The following is an 18,448-nucleotide window of genomic DNA, read 5'->3' as shown; positions in this document are numbered from 1 at the left end:
GCCCCGCCTATCAGGCGGATATGGCGCTATGGGATGAGCTGAAGGCACGCGGCGGGGGGCTCAGCCGCAGGCAGATTCTGGTGGGGGGCGGCGTCGGTGCGGGCCTGCTGATCGGCTGGGCGGTCTGGCCGCGCGGCTATGCCCCCAATCTCGTCGCCAATCCCGGCGAGACAATCTTCAACGCCTTCCTCAAGATCGGTGCCGATGGCCGCGTGACCGTCGCGGTGCCGCAGGGCGAATTCGGGCAGGGCGTCTACACCGCCTTGCCCCAGATCCTCGCCGACGAGCTTGGCGCCGACTGGCGCACCATCGGCGTCGAGGCCGCGCCGATCAGCCCCGTCTATGCCAACCGTCTGCTCGCGGGCGACGCGGTCGGGGGGCAGGCGATGGGATTGCTTTCGGGGATCGCGCGCTGGGCCGTGCAGGAATTCGCGACGCGCGAGGCGCTGATGGTCACTGGCTTTTCGAGCTCGGTGCGCGCCTTCGAGCAACCTCTGCGCGAGGCGGGCGCCGCCGCGCGCGTGCTGCTGTGCAAGGCGGCCGCGCGCCGCTGGGACGCCGACTGGCTCGCCTGCGACACCGCCGAGGGTTTCGTCGTGCGCGGCGAGGAACGGCTGCGCTTCGGCGAGCTGGCCGAGGAAGCGCTCGACTTCAAGGTGCCCGACCCCGTGCCGCTGCGCACGGGGCGTGAGAACCGCCTCGTGGCACGCTCGCTCCCGCGCCTCGATGTGCCCTCGAAGATCGACGGCACCGCGACCTTCGCGGCCGATGTCCGGCTGCCCGACATGGCCTATGCCGCGATCCGGCAGGGTCCTTTGGGCGATGCGCGGCTGATCGGCTATGATCGCAAGGCCGCCGAGGCACAGCCCGGCGTGCTCGGCGTCGTCGATACGCCGAGCTGGGTCGCCGCGATCGCGACCAACTGGTGGGCGGCCAACCGCGCGCTCGACGCGATGAAGCCGCGCTTCGCCCGATCGGGGCAGCGTGCTTCGACCGCGTGGATCACCGAGGCGTTGCAGAAGGCGATGGACGGCGATGGCGTCCGCATCGCGAAGCAGGGCGATCTGGCGCAGGTCTATCGCGGGCAGGCCATACGCACCGCCGACTATTCGGTCGGGCTCGCCGCGCACGCGCCGATGGAAACGATGTCGGCCACCGCGCGGCTGCGGCGCGGCACGCTCGAACTCTGGATCGCGTCGCAGACCCCGGCACTCGCGCGCACCGCGGCCGCGCGCGCGCTCGGCATGGATGAAAGCGCGGTGGTCATCCATCCCGTGCTCGGCGGCGGCGGCTTCGGCCACCGCCTCGAAAACGACATTGCGGGACAGGTCGCGATCCTCGCGGCGAAGATGAACCGGCCCGTCCAGCTCACCTGGTCGCGCGCCGAGGATCTGATGCACGATCGCTTCCGCCCGCCCGCCTTTGCGCGGATGAGCGCCAGGCTCGGGCCGACCGGGCTGGTCGAGGGCTGGCTCGCCAAGATCGCGGCGCCCTCCACCGCGATCGAACAGGCGCATCGCATGCTTGGTGCTAGCGGAACCGCGCGCGCCTTCCTCCCCGATCCGGGATCGGCCGACGAGAATGCGGTCGCGGGCGCGCTGCCGCCCTATGGCATCCCCGCCTTCGCGATCGACCATCATCCGGTAGAGATCGACATGCCGACGGGGCACTGGCGTTCGGGCGCGCACAGCTACACCGCCTTCTTCACCGAATGCTTCATCGACGAGCTGGCGCTTGCTTCGGGGATCGAGCCGCTGTCCTTCCGGATGCAGCTGCTGGGCCAGAACCCGCGCCTCGCGCACTGCCTTGCGACCGTGGCGGCACTTGCCGGATGGCAGGGCGGCGTGCAGGGCAGCGGGCAGGGCATCGCCTGCCATTCGATGGCGGGCAGCCATGTCGCACTGGTCGCCGAAGCGCATGTCGACGGCAACCAGAAGGCGGTCGTGGACAGCGTCGTCGCTGTCGTCGATTGCGGGCGGGTGATCAATCCCGATCTTGTCCGCCAGCAGATCGAAGGCGGAATTCTCTACGGCATCGCCGCAGCGACGGGCGCGCCCATCGAGGTCAGGGACGGGATGGTCGTGCCCCGCAACTTCGCGCAGCTCGAATTTCCGCAGCTCGCCAGCTCGCCGAGGATCGGCATCGAGCTGGTGCGCAGCCAGGCGCCTTCGGGCGGGGTCAGCGAGATCGCGGTGCCGCCGATCGGACCCGCCATCGCCAATGCGATCGCGGCGGCCAATGGCCAGCGCCTGCGTTCGCTTCCGCTCGCGCCGGGGGCGATATGATGCCGCGCCCGCAAGACCATCCGGAAACGCCGACGCCCCGGATCGGGGTTCTGCTCGTCAATCTCGGCACGCCCGACGCGCCTGATCCGCGCGCGGTGCGCCGCTATCTGAAGGAATTCCTCTCCGATCCGCGCGTGGTCGAAATCCCGCAAATCGTCTGGCAGCCCATATTGCGCGGAATCATCCTCAACACGCGGCCGAAAAAGTCGGCGCATGCCTATGCCCAGGTCTGGAGCGAGAATGGCTCGCCGCTCGCCGCTTTCACGCGCGCACAGGCCGATGCATTGCGCGGCGCCTTCGGCCCCGGCGTCACCGTCGACTGGGCGATGCGTTACGGCAATCCCGCGATTGCAGACCGTCTGGCTGCGATGAAGGCCGCAGGCTGCGAGCGCATCCTGATCGCGCCGCTCTATCCGCAATATTGTGCGGCCACGACCGCGACCGCCAACGACAGCGCCTTTGCGGCGCTTGCCGCCATGCGCTGGCAGCCGGCGCTGCGCACGCTGCCGCCCTATCACGACGACCCCGCCTATATCGCGGCGCTCAAGGCGTCGGTGGAGGCCAGCCTCGCCGCGCTCGACTTCGCGCCTGATACGCTCATCGCGAGCTTCCACGGCATGCCCGAACGCACGCTGCATCTCGGCGATCCCTATCATTGCCACTGCCAGAAGACCGCGCGGCTGCTCGCCGAGGCGCTCGGCCGGCCGCTCGAAGTGACCTTCCAGTCGCGTTTCGGTCGCGCCCGGTGGCTCGAACCCGCGACCGACGCGGTGCTCGAAGCGCTGCCGGGCAAGGGCGTAAAGAAGGTCGCGATCCTCGCCCCCGGCTTTTCCGCCGACTGCCTCGAAACATTGGAGGAACTCGCTATCCGCGGACGCGAGGCGTTCGCGGCCGCGGGGGGCACGCATTTCGCGTATCTGCCCTGCCTCAACGCCAGTCCCGAATCCGTAACAATGCTTAGGCAATTGCTCGCACGCGAGCTTGCGGGCTGGATCGAGGCCGCATAGGCTCGCGTTGCAAAACCTTTGACTGGGAGAGCGAGTGCCATGACCAGAACAGCGATCGTCACCGGCGGAACCCGCGGCATCGGAGAGGCGATCAGCCTCGCGCTCAAGGATCTGGGCATGAACGTCGCCGCCACCTATGCGGGCAATGACGATCGCGCGCGCGAGTTCACTGAGCGCACGGGCATCCGCGCCTATAAATGGGACGTCGCCGATCATCAGGCATGCCTCGACGGCGTGAAGGCGGTGGAGGCCGATCTCGGCCCCGTCGACGTCGTCGTCAACAATGCGGGCATCACCCGCGACGGCACGCTGCTCAAGATGAGCTATGAGGCGTGGAAGGAAGTGATCGACACCAATCTGGGCGGTTGCTTCAACATGGCCAAGGCGACCTTCCCCGGGATGCGCGATCGCGGCTGGGGCCGCATCGTCAATATCGGCTCGATCAACGGGCAGGCGGGGCAGTACGGCCAGGTCAACTATGCCGCCGCCAAATCGGGCATCCACGGTTTCACCAAGGCGCTCGCGCAGGAAGGCGCGAAGTTCGGCGTCACGGTCAACGCGATCGCGCCGGGCTATATCGACACCGACATGGTCGCCGCGGTTCCCGCCGAGGTGCTGAGCAAGATCGTCGCCAAGATCCCCGTCGGCCGCCTCGGTCACGCCGAGGAAATCGCGCGCGGCGTCGCGTTTCTCTGTTGTGAAGAAGGGGGCTTCGTCACCGGATCGACGCTGTCGATCAACGGCGGGCAGCATATGTATTGAGCAGGGGCGGCAGCGCGTTGCCAAATTTTGCCATGGCGCCTATGTTGTGGCCATGAGCACGATGAACATCTCGCTGCCCGAATCGCTCAAATCCTTCGTCGACCGGCAGGTGTCGAGCCGCGGCTATGGCACGAGCAGCGAATATGTACGTGAGCTGATCCGCAAGGATCAGGACCGCGAACATCTGCGCGGCCTGTTGCTTGCTGGCGCGATGTCGCCGGCGGAGGCGCATGCCGATGCGGACTACTTCGCTGGCTTGCGCGCCGGGATTCGCGACCGCGCCACAGGATGACGGCGAAGCCGCTGGTCATCCGTGGCGCGGCAGCACGCGATGTCGAGCAAGCCATCGACCATTATCGTCGCGAGGCGGGGGATGCAGTAGCGCTTGGCTTCGTAGATTCGCTGGAAGTCGCGTTGCTGGCGATCGCCCGCACGCCGGCGATCGGATCGCCCGTTTACGGCCATGAACTCAATCTGCCGGGCCTTCGTCACCGGCGATTGAACCGCTATCTCTTTCTCGTCTTCTATGTCGATCTCGACGATCGCATCGACATTTGGCGCGTTCTCCACGCGCAGCGCGATATCCCCCAATGGATGCAGGAATCCGATGGCTGATCTGTATAGCGGCCCCGTCAAGCGATCGGTGACGATCGCGGGGCACCAGACCTCGATCAGCCTCGAGCCCGCCTTCTGGGACGCGCTGCGTCAGGAGGCGGGCCGGCTCGAACTTCCCGTCAACGCGCTGATCGCGCGCATCGACGTCGAGCGCATCGCCGCCGACGATCCGCCCAATCTGGCAAGCGCGATCCGCCTCTGGCTGTTCGCGCAGCGGGGTTAGGTCGCTACGTCTGATATGTCGTAGTTAGCTACCGTTTCGCACCCTCGTCACCCCGGGCTTGGCCCGGGGGCCCGCTTTTCACGTCCATCGGTGATAAAGCGCGAGAAAAACGTCTCAAGCACTGGCATCGTCGCTGGAAGTTCGACCTGATCGAACGCGGCAATCCCGACCGGCAGGATATGTTCGCCTTGCTGGCCTGACCCAAAAAGCGGGACCCCGGGTCAAGCCCGGGGTGACGACAAAGCAAGCTTCTCCTTTGCCGGCGCAAGCGGCCGCTCCAAACACGTGCTCGTGATCCCGCTGGAACCGCGCGTCAAATGAGCTATTGAATCGCCAACGCAATTTCAGCCGGAGCTTCCCCATGATCCGCACCGCCGTCTCGCTTGCCTTTCTCTCCCTCTTCGCCGCCTGCTCGGCGAGCAACGGCTCGAATGCGCAGACAACGAGCGCGGGGGGCAAGCCCTTCGAGGCGGCCGAGATTGCGAAGTTCAACGAGCCCTGGGCCATGGCCTTCCTCCCCAATGGCCGGCAGATGCTTGTCACCGAGAAGTCGGGCAAGCTGAAGCTCTACACCATCAACGGCGCGACGATCGATGTCACGGGAGTCCCCGCGGTCGCCTATGGCGGGCAGGGCGGGCTCGGCGATGTCGTGCTCCACCCCAAGTTCGCCGAGAACGGGCTGATCTATCTGAGCTATGCCGAGCCGGGCAACGGCGACACGCGTGGCGCGGCGGTTGCGCGCGCGCGGCTGGTCACCGACGCGGTCGGCGCAAAGATCGAGGGGCTTCAGGTAATCTGGCGCCAGTCACCCAAGGTTTCGGGGCAGGGCCATTATGGCCACCGCATCGTCTTCGCGCCCGACGGGCACCTCTTCATCTCCTCAGGAGAGCGGCAGAAATTCGATCCCGCACAGGATATGAAGGCCAATCTGGGCAAGGTGCTTCGCCTCAACGATGATGGCAGCGTGCCCGACGACAATCCCTTCGCGGCGCAGGGCGGCGTCACTGCGCAGATCTGGTCGCTCGGCCATCGCAATCCGCTCGGTCTCGCCTTCGATGCCAGCGGCAAGCTCTGGGATATCGAGATGGGGCCCAAGGGCGGCGACGAGCTCAACCTCGTCAAACCGCGCGCCAATTACGGCTATCCCATCGTCTCCAATGGCGATCATTATGACGGGAAGCCGATCCCCGATCATGACACGCGCCCCGAATTCGCGGCGCCCGCGGTCTGGTGGACGCCGGTCATCTCGCCCTCAAGCCTGATCTTCTACTCGGGCGATGTGTTCCCGCAGTGGAAGGGGAGCGCACTTGCGGGCGGACTTTCTTCCGAGGCGCTCGTGCGGATCAGCTTCGACGGCGAAAAGGCCAAGGAGGCCGAGCGCTTCGAGATGGGCAACCGCATCCGCGCCGTGGCGCAGGGGCCCGACGGCGCGGTTTGGCTGCTCGAGGATGGCGAGGGCGGACGGCTGTTGAAGCTCACGCCGCGACGCTGAGCGACGCCTGCCAAGGGTGGTCGGGATAGTAGCGCGCCATCATCCGGTCGACATAGGCAACGAGGTTGGGATAACCCAGCGTCAGATCGCGCAGCGGCGTGTCGAAGAACGGCGTAAGGATCCCCGCGAGCATCGCAAAGCCGATCGCGTCGACGCTCGTCGGGTGATCCGCCATCAGGTAGCGCTTCGCCCCGAGCAGCGTCGACAGCGCGGCGATGGAGCGCGCGCCGAGCCATGTGATCTCGTTGGGCGCGTGGCGGCTGATCCCGACCGCGTGGAGATTGCCGTCGACCGCCTCGATCATCCGCTCGCGGCACAGCGCGGCGTCCTCTTGCGGGAGGAAATCGAACCAGTGTGCGGGCCCCTTCTCGAAATTCTCGGGAATCATGAAACGGCCCCACGCCGCCACCCAGCCAAGCTGGTTCTCGATCATCCGCTCGATCGCCCAGGCCTGTGCGCGCTCGGCGACGTTCAGGCCGACATCGAGGTCGATCCCGTGCCGCGCCTCGAGCCATTCGCGGATGAAGGTCGAATCGGCGACGACCGTGCCGCCATCGTCGATGAAGGGGATCTGCCCCTTGGGCGAATCGTCGGGGAGTGCAGCGCGCTTTTCATAGGGCAACCCCGCCATCAGCAGCTGCACCTCGGTCTTGGTGACATAGGCGCTCGTCTGGGGAAGTCCGAAACTCTCGCCGCAACCGTACAGGATGATCATTACGCGTCTCCCTCGTCATTGAGGGCTGGTTATACTGCCACTATGCTGCCAACATGGTGTCAGCAGCATGGCGGTAGCAATGAACGCAATGAGACGCGCCGAACGCCTATTCCAGATCGTGCAGATCCTGCGCCGTGCGCGCGGGCCGGTCACCGCTGACAGCATCGCGCTCGAGCTCGAGACCTCGAAGCGCAGCGTCTATCGCGACATCGCCGCGCTGATCGGCCAGCGCGTCCCCGTGCGCGGCGAGGCGGGGATCGGCTATGTCCTCGAACGCGGCTTCGATCTGCCGCCTCTGATGCTGACCTCGGACGAGGTCGAGGCCGCGGTGCTCGGCGCGCAATGGGTGGCGCGGCGCGGTGATCCCGCGCTCGCGCGTGCCGCGCGTGACCTTGTCGCCAAGATCGAGGCGATCGTGCCCGAGACGCTGCGCCCGCATATCGACGATCCCGCACTGCGCGTGTCGCCGCTCTGGGACGAACCCACCGACATGATCGACATGGCCGCGGTGCGCGCGCATATCCATGGCGGGCGCAAGATCGCGCTCGACTATCGCGATGTCGAGGGGCGCGCGACCTCGCGCGTGATCTGGCCCGTCACGATCGGCTATCGCGACACCTCGCGCACGATCATCGGCTGGTGCGAGCTGCGCGCCGATTTCCGCAGCTTTCGTGCCGACCGCGTCGTCGGCGCCGAATTCCTCGACGAACGCTATCCCGAGCGCCCGACGATCCTGCGCGCCAAATGGCGCCGCAAGCTGGAGGCCGAGATGCGTGGCTGCGAGGAGGGGGGCGAATGGGGGCAGCTTCAGAGCACCCCGGCGAAAGCCGAGGTCCAGGAGTCATGAGCATCGCAACCGGTCACACTGGGCTCCGGCCTTCGCCGGAGTACCCGGTGGCCGTCTAGTCAGTCTCCCCGGCCGCGCCCGGCTTCATCAGTTCGAGCACCGCCGCGGTCATCGCGACCGTCCCCGTCGTCACCGAGGGCTCGGGATCGATCCTGAACAGCGGCGAATGGTGTCCCGGCACGGGCGGGCCGCCCGCCTTCTCCGCATCGAACGCCGCCTGCGGCGTCCCGCCCACCGCGAAATAATAGCCCGGCACGCCATATTGCTTCTCGATGAAATAGGCGAAATCCTCCGCGCCCATGCCGTCCTGGACGAAGGGCTCGAAGCCGTCCTTGCCGAGTGTCTCGACCATCACCGCGTTGAGCCTGCGCGCGAGCGCGCCGTCGTTGATCGTGGTCGGCGTGCCCTCGACATGCCTGACCTCGGGCAGCTTGTCCTCGGGAAGCCCATGCGTCCGCGCCACGCCCCTGGCGACGCGCTCGACCGCCTTGATCAGCTGCGCACGCGTCTCCTCGTCATTGGCGCGCACCGTGATCTCCAGCTTCGCCTGGTCCGAGATGATATTGGGCCGCGTGCCCGCATGGAAGGATCCGACGGTGATCACCGCGGGCGACAGCGGCATCACCTCGCGGCTGACGATCGACTGCAGCGCGACGACGATCTGCGATCCGATATAGACCGGATCCTTGCCCATATGCGGTGACGCGCCATGCGTCCCGACGCCCCGGACAAGGATCTCGAGGCTGTCAGCGGAGGAATACTGGATGCCCTCGGATGCGCTGACCTTTCCCGTCCCGAGCCCCGAGCTGACATGCAGCGCCAGCGCATAATCGGGCTTGGGGAAGCGTGTGTAGATGCCGTCGGCGATCATCGCCTTGGCGCCCGAGATCGGCTCCTCGGCGGGCTGGACGACGAAGACGACGGTGCCCTTCCAGCGGTCCTTCATCGCCGCGAGCCGCTTTGCGGTGCCCACCATCGAGGTGATGTGGACGTCATGCCCGCACGCGTGCATCACCGGCACCTCCTCGCCCGCTAGATTGACCTGCCGCGCCTTCGAAGCGTTGGCGAGCCCCGATTTCTCCTCGACGGGCAGCCCGTCCATATCGGCGCGGATCATCACCACCGGGCCGTCGCCATTCTTCATCACCGCGACCACGCCGGTCTTGCCGATGCCCTCGGTCACCGTCGCGCCCGCCTTTTTGAGCTCGGCGGCCATGCGCGCCGCGGTCTTGCTCTCGAGGAAGCCGAGCTCGGGATTGCGGTGAAAATAGTCGAACAGCGCGCCCAGCGACGCCTTGTAATCCGCCTCGACGGCCGGTGCATAGTCGGGCTGCGCGAGCGCAGGCGCCGAAACGCAGGCGGCGGCAAGCAACAGATAACCAAGGCGCATGTCAGTCTCCCCCCTTCGGATTTGGTGGGAGACTGTAACCGCTGCGGCGACCGGGTCCAGCCCCGGTTTGAGGCCAAACCGGATTTTGCGTCAGGCCGGGCCGACGCAGAAGGCGCAGAGCTTGTTGCCGTCGAGGTCGCGGAAATAGGCGCCGTAAAAGGCCTGATCGCCTTCCTCGCCGCGCACGCCCGGAGGGCCCTCGCACGTCCCGCCCAGTGCGAGCGCATGCGCGTGGAGGTTGTCGACCTTGGCGCGCTCGTCGACCACCAGCGCGACCATGCCGCCATTGCCGACGGTCGCAGGATTGCCGTCATAGGGGCGCGTCACCGCGAGCATCGGCTTGTCGAAGGCGACGCCGTACATGGTGAAGTTGTTCTGCTCGAACTCCATCGCGCGCTTCGCGCCGAGATCGCCGAGCAGCGCGTCGTAAAAGGCGAGCGCCTTTTCGGGGTTGTTGGTGCCAACCGTGGCATAGCCGATCATGATTTCATCCTCTCGCTGGTCGTCCTGAAAAACCGGTCAGGCGCAGTCGCCCGTGCGCTTGCCCGTGGTCTTTGCCTTCATCGTCATCTGCGCCTGGGGCATTTGCGGGTTGGAGACCTTCATCTCGGTTTCCATCTGATAGGCGCTCGCCGAATAGGTGCCCGCCATCGCGATCTCGGACGTGCCCCCGCCCTGACCGCCGGTGCACGCCATCAGCGCGTCGATCCTGCCCCCCGCCATGGAAAAGCGCTTGTAGGTGCAACTGCCGTCGCCCTGCTTCTTGAACATCTCCTCAGCGTTTTTGTCCGCCTCTTCCCGCGTCATGCAGTGGCTGATCGTGTTGGTGCGCCCCGTCATCTGCTTCGCCATTTCGGGGGGCATTCCGGGCATGTCGGCGGAAACGATCTCGACCGTCGTGTCCCATTGCCCCGCCATGAACTTGGCGGCTTCCTTCATGTCGGCCTGCATCGCCGCGGGGTCCTTCGCCTTCTCCTCCGGCGACTTGCTACACGCGGCGAGGACGAAAAGTGTCAGCAGTGCAACGCGCTTCATCGGCATTCCCTTCTCCTGTCGATTGGACGGCCTTACGTTGCGGCCGCGCGAAGCATCACCCATATCGGAACAACATGGCAATCCAGATTCGCACCACGCTCGACGAGCCCGAGACGGGGCAGAGCTTCGTCCCCCACCGCCCCGAGCGCCCGCCCAAGGCCGAGGGTGGCAAGGCGTTCCGGATCGTCTCCGATTACGAGCCCGCAGGCGACCAGCCCACCGCGATCGCCGAACTCGTCGAGCAGGCTGAGGCGGGCGAGCGCGATCAGGTGCTGCTGGGCGTCACCGGCTCGGGCAAGACCTTCACCATGGCCAAGGTCGTCGAAAAGCTTCAGCGCCCCGCGCTCGTCCTCGCCCCCAACAAGATCCTCGCCGCTCAGCTTTACGGCGAGTTCAAGAACTTCTTCCCCGACAACGCGGTCGAATATTTCGTCAGCTATTACGACTATTACCAGCCCGAAGCCTATGTCCCCCGCTCGGACACGTATATCGAGAAGGAAAGCTCGGTGAACGAGGCGATCGACCGGATGCGCCACTCGGCGACGCGTGCGCTGCTCGAGCGCGACGACGTGCTGATCGTCGCCTCGGTCTCGTGCCTCTACGGCATCGGCTCGGTCGAGACCTATTCGGCGATGATCTTCGACCTCAAGAAAGGCCAGGTCGTCGACCAGCGCGAGATCATCCGCAAGCTCGTGGCGCTGCAATACAAGCGCAACGACGCCGCCTTCGTCCGCGGCAATTTCCGCGTGCGCGGCGACAGCCTCGAACTCTTCCCCTCGCACTATGAGGACACCGCCTGGCGCATCGCCTTTTTCGGCGACGAGATCGAGGAGATCACCGAGTTCGATCCGCTGACGGGCAAGAAGGTCGCCAGCCTCGACTATGTCCGCGTCTATGCGAACTCGCACTATGTCACCCCCGGCCCCACGCTCAAACAGGCGATGGAGGGGATCAAGCACGAGCTCGCCGAGCGGCTGAAAGAGCTTGTCGCCGAAGGCAAGCTGCTCGAAGCGCAGCGCCTCGAACAGCGCACCAATTTCGACCTTGAGATGATCGCCGCCACCGGCAGTTGCGCGGGCATCGAGAATTATTCGCGCTTCCTCACCGGCCGCCTCCCCGGCGAGCCGCCGCCGACGCTGTTCGAATATCTCCCCGAAAACGCGCTGCTCTTCGTCGACGAAAGCCATGTCACCATCGGCCAGATCAACGGCATGTCGCGCGGCGATCACCGGCGCAAACTCACGCTCGCCGAATATGGCTTCCGCCTGCCCTCGGCGATCGACAACCGCCCGCTGCGCTTCAACGAGTGGAATGCGATGCGCCCCCAGACCACCTATGTCTCGGCGACCCCGGGCTCATGGGAGATGGAGCAGACCGGCGGCGTGTTCAGCGAACAGGTCATCCGCCCCACCGGCCTGATCGACCCGCCCGTCACCATCCGCCCGATCGAGGATCAGGTCGACGACCTCATCAACGAATGCCGCGAAACGACCAAGGCGGGCTACCGCACGCTCGTCACCACGCTCACCAAGCGCATGGCCGAGGACCTGACCGAATATATGCACGAAGCGGGGATCAAGGTCCGCTACATGCACTCCGACGTCGAGACGCTCGAGCGCATCGAGCTGATCCGCGACCTCAGGCTCGGCGTCTATGACGTGCTCGTCGGCATCAACCTGCTGCGCGAGGGGCTCGACATTCCCGAATGCGGCCTCGTCGCGATCCTCGACGCCGACAAGGAGGGTTTCCTGCGTTCCGAAACCTCGCTCATCCAGACCATCGGCCGCGCCGCGCGCAACGTCGACGGCCGCGTGATCCTCTATGCCGATCGCATCACCGGCAGCATGGAGCGCGCGATCCGCGAGACCGACCGCCGCCGCGAAAAGCAGCTCGTCTATAATGCCGAACACGGCATCACCCCGCAGACCGTGCGCAAGAATATCGGCGACATCATCGCGCATGTGGCGTCGAAGGATCAGGTCACCGTCCCGATCGACGACGACAAGCCGCACATGGTCGGCCACAATCTGCGCGCCTATATCGAGGAACTCGAAGCCAGGATGCGCAAGGCCGCCGCCGACCTCGAATTCGAGGAAGCCGGAAGGCTCCGCGACGAGATCCGCGCGCTCGAACGCGAGGAGCTTGGCCTGCCCGACACCGAGCACAAGGCGCCGACGATGGGCCGCAGCAACGAGGGCAAGCCGGGAACGCGCAAGACGCGCTACGGGAAGACGCAGCGGAAATTTGGGGGGAGATGATGAAATCGTGGGGGCTGGTTATTTTCGGGCTATTGGCGGTGCTATCATCAGTGGCTGCGAACGCCTGTTCGGCGGTCGAGGGCTATCGAACTCCGACAAACTTCGAACTTGTCGAGGAAGCCGACCTGATCGTGCTCGCTCGTATTGTTGATGGGCCTGACACTATTGAAGGGCCAGATCAGAAGGTCACATTAAGCCCGATTAGGGTGCTGAAGGGGAAGCAACCGAGCGAGCCACTGCGTGTATTCGGGGCGCTTGCATGGAATGGTCACCCGATTCCCTCGATGCCGACGACGCTCGGCCAATCGCATTTTTCAGCGGGTCTTGGGGCTTGTATTCGCATGTTCTACCCGCGCGATGGGCTGATTGTGGCGATGTTCAAGCGATCGTCGGAGGGCTTGGTGCAAATCACGGACCCGTGGGCGAGGGCGGTTGAGGACGTCGAGGCCGAGGGCGGCGTTTGGGTCGAGGCTGTTGAGACGTATGTCGAGCTTCAGCAAAACAACGCCCCCGGTACGTTGAGGCAAGCTATCGAGGCCAAGCGCGATGAGCTTTCGGACAAGGCGGACAGCGTCGCGACTCGGGCCATCGCTGAAGACCTGCGACAACATCTGTTGGGTGGACACGCCAAAGACGAAGCGCCGCGATACCGTTGGATGGCGGTGGACATGCCGCAGGAAAGTGCAGCGGTCCTAGGAGATCGGGAAACTCGCCGTGGCCTTGCCCTTATATGCAAGGCCGGAAGCAACACGCTCACAGCCGATCTGCTTACGATAGAGGGTGAGCCCGCATTGGACCTTTCCATTGGAGATCAAGTCATTGCTTTTGGGAAGTCGCGACGTGTCGAACGCCGAGCGGCCCCACTTGACGGAGGAGAGGCAGTATCCGTTGCATCCACAGAGAAACCTCTCGACGCCGATACACTCTCGACACTGGGGCGAGATGCAGCGCAGGCAGCGTTCAGCGCCGATGGCGCCGAAATGGCATCCGCGCCTCCTTTCGACATTCTCCAGAAACTGGCCCTTCGTTGCGATGCGCTTTCGAAACAGTCCGCGCCAGCGCATTGAGGCCGATTTCCAACGGAAGTGACTAGATGCAGCATCGGGTGCAGCCGGGCACGCAGCGGAAATCGGGCAGGTGGGCTGTAAGGGGCTTCGCGATGGTGGGGAGTGCCCCTGCCGACTTGCCCCGATTATAAGCCACCTTCGATCGCGGTAGGATGCCCCCGCACGTTGCGGCCGGGACTCGCATCCCCGACATCGCAGAGCGCAGAACGCGCGACGAAGGCCAATGAGGACGCCGCCGATATCCGCCTGATCTTTTATTACGCCACCGCCGCGCTCAAATATTTCGCGGGCGTCTGCAAGGTGGGTGCCGTCTGAGCAGCGCCCCTAAACCCCGCTAACCCCCAATATCCGCAACGCCGTCTCGCGCCACAGCGGCGTGTCCCAGAGCAGGTGGATAGGCACCGCCAGCGCAAGGCAGGACAGCAGGTAGATTACCCACGCCTTGTGGATCCGGCGGAGGCGGTAGAGGTCCCACAGGAACATCGGCGCGAGCAGCGCCAGCGGCCAGAGGTCGGTGGTCAGCGGGCTGTCGGGGAGCGTCGTCGGCAGCCAGGGGATGCGGTCGGTCGCGGCGGGGATTGCGGTCGCGGTGCCGAGGATCATCAGCCGCTTGTGCAGGCCCGCGTCGCGGCGCCGCGCCCACAGCGCCAGCGCGATCAGCGCCGCGAACAGCAGGCCGACCCTGATCTGGACCAGCATGATGTCGACGACGAAGCCCTGGAAGACTGGCCTCAGCTCCGCCGCCACCGCGGGCGGGGCATGGCGGATGCCGTCCGCGAACTGGAGCGCCATGGTCGGCACGAGGAAGAAGCCCACCGTCACCAGCGCGGGCGCGATGATGAAGGCCGTGATGCCGAGCTGCGTATGCCCCGTGCGCCTGCCCGTCGCCATCAGCACCGTCTGCGTCAGCAGCATCAGGATCCAGCTTCCCATCAGCACCGCATGGACATGGAGCAGCACGGGGAAGGGCGCGCGCATCCCTGCGCGGACGGCCTCGATCTTTCCGATCGACGCGGGCACGAAGCCCGCGAGCACCGCGCCAAGGAACAGCGCGGCGGTGAACACATAGATCCAGCGATCGATCAGGTCCGCCAGACCCGTTTTACGCACAGTACCGGTATCGGAATCCGCAAGCGTCGCCATGCCATCCCCCACAAGATGCGGCCAATGCGCGGTTTCCTATCACAGAAGCCCGATCGCCAAAAGTAGGGTCGTGACGCGGCCGGTACGAGGCGCCCGAGGCGCCTGTCCTACACGCCCCCGATCTGTCACGCTTGCCCGGCCATTGCGGCTCCTTGAACCGTCGAGGTCCCCGTCACCGCCATCGATCGGCCAGCCCGATCGATGGCGCCGGCCGCGCGTGCATATTTTTCCTCATGCGCGTGAATTTTGTGAAATTTGGCGCGGTGTGCACTCGCGCCTGACGCGTGCTTGCAAGCTACTCCGCCGGCTGGAGCAGCGTGCGGCCCACCGCGCGCGCGTCGACCGCGGCGCGGCTGAACAGCATCGGCTGCATCTCGCCGCGGCTCCACGGGCCATAGAGGTCGCGATAATGCGGCGAGCGCGGGTCGTTCGACTGGCCCGGCAGATTGAGCATCAGCGAATTGTCCCACGCGCCGACATCGATCACCTGCAGATAGCTCGCACCGCCACTGACCGCCCAGCCCGGCGCACCGCGCGCCCAGCGCGCCATGACGGTGTAGGAATCGCCGCCCGATCCCTCGCCCTCGATCGCGGGAAAGGCCTTGGCGATCGCGGGAATGCTCGCCAGCGGATGCGCGATGCGCAGCTGGTGCAGCGTACCCCAGCGCCACGCCGCGGGATCTGCGCCGAGCCGCGCGCTCGCCGTGCGCCACCCCGCGGCGAGCGCCGCGTCGAACAGCGCGTCGCGCGCGCCTGCCGGATCGGCGCCCAGCCGCGCGTCGGGACGCGCGAGCAGCTGGAGCAGTAGCGAAGGCGCGATCTGCGTCACCAGTTCGCGCGCCTTTTCCGGGACAATCAGCGCCAGCATGCGGTCGCCCAGTTCGCGCCAGACGATTTCGAACAGCGCGGCGGGTCCGCTGTCGCGCTCCAGCCGCGCATCCCAGCCGCGGAGCATCGCGATCGCGCGTTCGGCATCGGCCGACCCGCGCGCGGGCAGCGCCGCGATCAGTTGCTGCGCAGGCGCCGACAAGGTGTCGTGCATCAGCGCGACGCTGTCGGCCACACTGTGTTTGGGCTGCGCCGAAAGCACCCGCGCGATGCGCTCGTAGCGATAGGGATCGCGGAACGAAAAGGCGGGGATGCGGTCGCGCGGCCAGTCGGGCGGCAGGTTGTTCTGGTTGGCCGATGCGAACCAGCCCTTGGCGGGGTTATACTCGCCCGGCAGCGCGCGAAAATTGCGCATGCCCGTCCAGTCATAACGGCCGTCGCCCGGCACGGGCATCAGCCCGTCGCCCTTGCGGCGCTCGGGCACGAAGCCGATCACCTGCCAGCCATGATTGCCGTCGACATCGGCGTAGTGGAAGTTGGTCGGCGAAGGATGGAAGCGGAAGGCGTCCTTCAGGCTTTCCCAGTCGCGCGACAGGTTGATCGCGATCATCGCGAAGGCGCCGCAAGCGCCCGGCTGGAGGTCGATCGCGCCGATCACGGTCGCGCGGCGCTTTGCCGGGTTGTGCGAGACTACGGGCCCCTGCACCGCATAGCGCGCGGTGATGGTTTTCGTTGGCGCGCCCTTTATCGCGATCGAGATTTCGGCGCGTTCGAACCGCTTCCAGACGCCGCCATGGCGATAGCGCTCGGGATCGTCGGGATGCAGTTCGAGGACGAACAGATCCTCCTGGTCGATGTGGAAATTGGTGCGGCCGAACGCGAAGCGATCGGTGTGCCCCTGCATGATCCCGGGCAGGCCGGGCGCACCGCCGCCGATCACGTCGAGTCCGGGCGCGGTCAGGTGCGCGACATGGCGCGGGCCGAAGCCGCCAATGCCCAGATGCGGATCGTTGGTGAGGATCGGCCGACCCGTCGCGGTGCGCTGAGGACCCACGGTCCACGCATTGCTGCCCGCATTGGCGCGGTTGAGCGCGGCGGTCGATGGGCCCGCGGGGTCGGGTGCCGGTCTGAGCGTGTCGAAGGGCAGCCTGCCGAGGTCGAGCACGCCGAGATCCGCCTCGGACACCGCAGCCGCATCAAGGCCTTCGGGCGTCCGCAGCGTCCATTGGGGGCGAAGCGGCGCGATCACCGCGTCGAGCTCGAGCAATCCGAGCGCGGCGAGCCGCGCACGCCGGATCTCGTCCTCGACATTGCCGAGCGAGGCCTCGCGCGCCAGCACCAGATCGCGCAGGTCCCATTTCAGCGGGCGGATGTTCAATATGCCATATTCGAGCGGCAGCAGCGTGGGGTCGGCCAGCACCTCATCGATGCGCGCATTGATGCCGTCGACATAGCCGCGCGCCGCCGCGAGAATGTTTCCGGGCACGCGCGCCAGCTCGGTATCGATATCGCCGCGATATTGAAACAGCCGCGCGGTCTCGTCATGCGCCGCGAAGTCGGGCCCGAACGCCTCCGCCATCCGCCCCAGCTCGCGCCGGTGTGCAAGGTCGATCTGGAACAACCGGTCGCGCGCGACGACATAGCCCTGGCCGAAAAAGGCGTCGGGGATCGACTGGGCGCGGATATGCGGCACGCCATAGGGATCGTCGATGATCTCGATCGGCGCCGACAGGCCCCTGGCACCAAGCTGCCGCGTGCGGGACGGCGGCATCTGTCCCAGCGCATGGCCGGCCAAATTGGACGAAAGTGCCACGGCCGCCGCCGAGCCAAGCAGGAATGCACGGCGGTTGAGCATTGGCAGATCTCCCGTTTAGGACGACACAGGCTAGCGCGGCGGTCGCGGATATGCCGTATCGCAAGCGATTGGGCGACCATAGGTTGAAGCTATGGGCAAACCGTTGGCCGATGGGCGGAAATTTGGGCGCAAGGTGCGAGATGCCGTGGCCGTCGCCTTCTGTCATGGACGGGTGATGACACAGGACGGATCGCTTATCGACTGGGCCGGAAAGGCCGTAGAACTTGATGCGCATGGCTGCGCGCTGCTGTCCGGGCTGCTCGACGCCGCCGCTTGCGCCGAAATGCGCGCGCTGTGGGACGCGCGCGAGCGCTTCCGCTCGGAGGTCAACATGGCGCGCCACGGCTATGGCCGCGGCGTCTATCGCTATTTCGGCTATCCGCTGCCTGATCCCGTCGCCGCGCTGCGCGCCGCGCTCTATCCGCCGCTCGCCCGGATCGCCAATCGCTGGGCCGCGATCCTCGGGACGGGCGTGGAGTATCCCGAGGAGCATGCCGCATTTCTGGAGCGCTGCCGCGCCGCGGGACAGGTTCGCCCGACCCCGCTCATCCTGCGCTATGGCCCCGGCGACTGGAACGCGCTCCATCAGGACCTCTATGGCGAGCATGTCTTCCCGCTGCAGGTCGCGATCCTGCTTTCGCGTCCGGGTGAGGATTTCACGGGAGGCGAGTTCGTGCTGGCCGAACAGCGCCCGCGCATGCAGTCGCGCCCCGAGGTCGTGCCGCTGCGTCAGGGCGACGCCGTCGTCTTCCCTGTGCGCGAGCGTCCCGTCCAGGGCAGCCGCGGCTGGCACCGCGTCCAGATGCGGCATGGAGTGAGCCGGTTGCGTTCGGGCGAGCGCTTCACGCTTGGGATCATCTTCCACGACGCGCTTTGACGCTTTCGTCCAAGCATCGGGCCCCCGGATATGCTATGGCCGTTCGCAC

Annotated in this window: 18 protein-coding genes; 12 read left to right on the top strand and 6 right to left on the bottom strand. The window is 66.2% G+C overall.

The window, feature by feature from the left end:
* The first annotated feature begins 20 nt into the window (after positions 1 to 20).
* The 7 genes from MKI88_RS03680 (at position 21) to MKI88_RS03650 (ending at position 6,384) form a co-directional block, all read left to right on the top strand.
* The gene (locus MKI88_RS03680; protein ID WP_241629601.1) at positions 21 to 2,285 is read left to right on the top strand and encodes a molybdopterin cofactor-binding domain-containing protein; all 2,265 of its coding nucleotides are present in this window, start codon (positions 21 to 23) and stop codon (positions 2,283 to 2,285) included.
* On the top strand, positions 2,285 to 3,292 hold the full coding sequence (gene hemH, locus MKI88_RS03675) for a ferrochelatase (RefSeq protein ID WP_241629655.1): 1,008 nt from the start codon (positions 2,285 to 2,287) through the stop codon (positions 3,290 to 3,292). The genes MKI88_RS03680 and hemH overlap by 1 nt, the downstream gene beginning before the upstream one ends.
* 39 nt (positions 3,293 to 3,331) lie before the next feature.
* Entirely contained in the window at positions 3,332 to 4,054 is a 723-nt protein-coding gene (gene phbB / locus MKI88_RS03670; RefSeq protein ID WP_241629600.1) for an acetoacetyl-CoA reductase, read from the top strand.
* Between the two features lie 52 nt (positions 4,055 to 4,106).
* Positions 4,107 to 4,346 (top strand): type II toxin-antitoxin system ParD family antitoxin, encoded by a 240-nt coding sequence (locus MKI88_RS03665; protein WP_241629654.1) that lies wholly within the window; start codon positions 4,107 to 4,109, stop codon positions 4,344 to 4,346.
* Entirely contained in the window at positions 4,343 to 4,669 is a 327-nt protein-coding gene (locus MKI88_RS03660) for a type II toxin-antitoxin system RelE/ParE family toxin (RefSeq protein WP_241629599.1), read from the top strand. The genes MKI88_RS03665 and MKI88_RS03660 overlap by 4 nt, the downstream gene beginning before the upstream one ends.
* Complete coding sequence (locus tag MKI88_RS03655; RefSeq protein WP_241629598.1) at positions 4,662 to 4,892, top strand: ribbon-helix-helix domain-containing protein; 231 nt, start codon at positions 4,662 to 4,664, stop codon at positions 4,890 to 4,892. Before MKI88_RS03660 ends, MKI88_RS03655 begins: the two co-directional genes overlap by 8 nt.
* A gap of 361 nt (positions 4,893 to 5,253) precedes the next feature.
* A complete protein-coding gene (locus MKI88_RS03650) occupies positions 5,254 to 6,384 on the top strand; it encodes a PQQ-dependent sugar dehydrogenase (protein ID WP_241629597.1) in 1,131 nt (376 codons plus the stop codon).
* Here the strand turns inward: MKI88_RS03650 and MKI88_RS03645 are convergent.
* Positions 6,368 to 7,099: a glutathione S-transferase family protein gene (locus MKI88_RS03645; RefSeq protein ID WP_241629596.1), complete on the bottom strand. Its 732-nt coding sequence runs from the start codon at positions 7,097 to 7,099 to the stop codon at positions 6,368 to 6,370. The two genes, MKI88_RS03650 and MKI88_RS03645, sit on opposite strands and share 17 nt — an antisense overlap.
* Positions 7,100 to 7,178: 79 nt before the next feature.
* Between MKI88_RS03645 and MKI88_RS03640 the strand changes: the two genes are divergently transcribed.
* Complete coding sequence (locus tag MKI88_RS03640; RefSeq protein ID WP_241629595.1) at positions 7,179 to 7,946, top strand: YafY family protein; 768 nt, start codon at positions 7,179 to 7,181, stop codon at positions 7,944 to 7,946.
* Positions 7,947 to 8,001: 55 nt separating this feature from the next.
* Here MKI88_RS03640 and MKI88_RS03635 read toward each other — a convergent pair whose 3' ends face one another.
* The 3 genes from MKI88_RS03635 to MKI88_RS03625 form a co-directional block, all read right to left on the bottom strand.
* A complete protein-coding gene (locus tag MKI88_RS03635) occupies positions 8,002 to 9,336 on the bottom strand; it encodes an amidohydrolase (RefSeq protein ID WP_241629594.1) in 1,335 nt (444 codons plus the stop codon).
* Positions 9,337 to 9,426: 90 nt separating this feature from the next.
* On the bottom strand, positions 9,427 to 9,819 hold the full coding sequence (locus MKI88_RS03630; RefSeq protein ID WP_241629593.1) for a VOC family protein: 393 nt from the start codon (positions 9,817 to 9,819) through the stop codon (positions 9,427 to 9,429).
* A 36-nt stretch (positions 9,820 to 9,855) separates the two neighbouring features.
* Positions 9,856 to 10,371 carry a DUF3617 domain-containing protein gene (locus MKI88_RS03625; protein WP_241629592.1) on the bottom strand — a complete coding sequence of 172 codons (516 nt, stop codon included), beginning with the start codon at positions 10,369 to 10,371 and terminating at the stop codon, positions 9,856 to 9,858.
* A 74-nt stretch (positions 10,372 to 10,445) separates the two neighbouring features.
* Between MKI88_RS03625 and uvrB the strand changes: the two genes are divergently transcribed.
* The 3 genes from uvrB to MKI88_RS03610 all read left to right on the top strand — a co-directional run bounded on the left by uvrB (position 10,446) and on the right by MKI88_RS03610 (position 14,011).
* Positions 10,446 to 12,629, top strand: coding sequence for an excinuclease ABC subunit UvrB (uvrB, locus tag MKI88_RS03620; protein ID WP_241629591.1), 2,184 nt, complete (start codon positions 10,446 to 10,448; stop codon positions 12,627 to 12,629).
* Positions 12,626 to 13,696: a hypothetical protein gene (locus tag MKI88_RS03615; RefSeq protein WP_241629590.1), complete on the top strand. Its 1,071-nt coding sequence runs from the start codon at positions 12,626 to 12,628 to the stop codon at positions 13,694 to 13,696. The genes uvrB and MKI88_RS03615 overlap by 4 nt, the downstream gene beginning before the upstream one ends.
* A gap of 165 nt (positions 13,697 to 13,861) precedes the next feature.
* Entirely contained in the window at positions 13,862 to 14,011 is a 150-nt protein-coding gene (locus MKI88_RS03610; protein WP_241629589.1) for a hypothetical protein, read from the top strand.
* Positions 14,012 to 14,020: 9 nt separating this feature from the next.
* Here MKI88_RS03610 and MKI88_RS03605 read toward each other — a convergent pair whose 3' ends face one another.
* Together MKI88_RS03605 and MKI88_RS03600 are read right to left on the bottom strand one after the other, a co-directional pair.
* Positions 14,021 to 14,839: a hypothetical protein gene (locus MKI88_RS03605; protein ID WP_241629588.1), complete on the bottom strand. Its 819-nt coding sequence runs from the start codon at positions 14,837 to 14,839 to the stop codon at positions 14,021 to 14,023.
* A 295-nt stretch (positions 14,840 to 15,134) separates the two neighbouring features.
* Positions 15,135 to 17,522: a penicillin acylase family protein gene (locus MKI88_RS03600; protein WP_241629587.1), complete on the bottom strand. Its 2,388-nt coding sequence runs from the start codon at positions 17,520 to 17,522 to the stop codon at positions 15,135 to 15,137.
* 175 nt (positions 17,523 to 17,697) lie between these two features.
* On the opposite strand from MKI88_RS03600, the gene MKI88_RS03595 reads away from it, so the two are divergent.
* Positions 17,698 to 18,399 carry a 2OG-Fe(II) oxygenase gene (locus MKI88_RS03595; protein ID WP_241629586.1) on the top strand — a complete coding sequence of 234 codons (702 nt, stop codon included), beginning with the start codon at positions 17,698 to 17,700 and terminating at the stop codon, positions 18,397 to 18,399.
* Positions 18,400 to 18,448: the final 49 nt, after the last annotated feature.

Origin of the sequence: Sphingomonas sp. LaA6.9, from assembly GCF_022601895.1 — a bacterium.
GTDB lineage: Bacteria > Pseudomonadota > Alphaproteobacteria > Sphingomonadales > Sphingomonadaceae > Sphingobium_A.
The sequence above is the reverse complement of the archived record's forward strand: the minus strand, read 5'-3'. Positions and strand labels throughout refer to the sequence as shown.

Bases quoted from the DNA above. Each gene is read 5' to 3' on its own strand.
- MKI88_RS03595 (WP_241629586.1), top strand. From the start codon at position 17,698: ATGACACAGGACGGATCGCTTATCGACTGGGCCGGAAAGGCCGTAGAA.
- phbB (WP_241629600.1), top strand. From the start codon at position 3,332: ATGACCAGAACAGCGATCGTCACCGGCGGAACCCGCGGCATCGGAGAG.
- MKI88_RS03605 (WP_241629588.1), bottom strand. From the start codon at position 14,839: ATGGCGACGCTTGCGGATTCCGATACCGGTACTGTGCGTAAAACGGGT.
- MKI88_RS03680 (WP_241629601.1), top strand. From the start codon at position 21: ATGGCGCTATGGGATGAGCTGAAGGCACGCGGCGGGGGGCTCAGCCGC.
- hemH (WP_241629655.1), top strand. From the start codon at position 2,285: ATGCCGCGCCCGCAAGACCATCCGGAAACGCCGACGCCCCGGATCGGG.
- MKI88_RS03625 (WP_241629592.1), bottom strand. From the start codon at position 10,371: ATGAAGCGCGTTGCACTGCTGACACTTTTCGTCCTCGCCGCGTGTAGC.
- MKI88_RS03640 (WP_241629595.1), top strand. From the start codon at position 7,179: ATGAACGCAATGAGACGCGCCGAACGCCTATTCCAGATCGTGCAGATC.
- MKI88_RS03655 (WP_241629598.1), top strand. From the start codon at position 4,662: ATGGCTGATCTGTATAGCGGCCCCGTCAAGCGATCGGTGACGATCGCG.
- MKI88_RS03650 (WP_241629597.1), top strand. From the start codon at position 5,254: ATGATCCGCACCGCCGTCTCGCTTGCCTTTCTCTCCCTCTTCGCCGCC.
- uvrB (WP_241629591.1), top strand. From the start codon at position 10,446: ATGGCAATCCAGATTCGCACCACGCTCGACGAGCCCGAGACGGGGCAG.
- MKI88_RS03660 (WP_241629599.1), top strand. From the start codon at position 4,343: ATGACGGCGAAGCCGCTGGTCATCCGTGGCGCGGCAGCACGCGATGTC.
- MKI88_RS03600 (WP_241629587.1), bottom strand. From the start codon at position 17,522: ATGCTCAACCGCCGTGCATTCCTGCTTGGCTCGGCGGCGGCCGTGGCA.
- MKI88_RS03635 (WP_241629594.1), bottom strand. From the start codon at position 9,336: ATGCGCCTTGGTTATCTGTTGCTTGCCGCCGCCTGCGTTTCGGCGCCT.
- MKI88_RS03645 (WP_241629596.1), bottom strand. From the start codon at position 7,099: ATGATCATCCTGTACGGTTGCGGCGAGAGTTTCGGACTTCCCCAGACG.
- MKI88_RS03615 (WP_241629590.1), top strand. From the start codon at position 12,626: ATGATGAAATCGTGGGGGCTGGTTATTTTCGGGCTATTGGCGGTGCTA.
- MKI88_RS03630 (WP_241629593.1), bottom strand. From the start codon at position 9,819: ATGATCGGCTATGCCACGGTTGGCACCAACAACCCCGAAAAGGCGCTC.
- MKI88_RS03665 (WP_241629654.1), top strand. From the start codon at position 4,107: ATGAGCACGATGAACATCTCGCTGCCCGAATCGCTCAAATCCTTCGTC.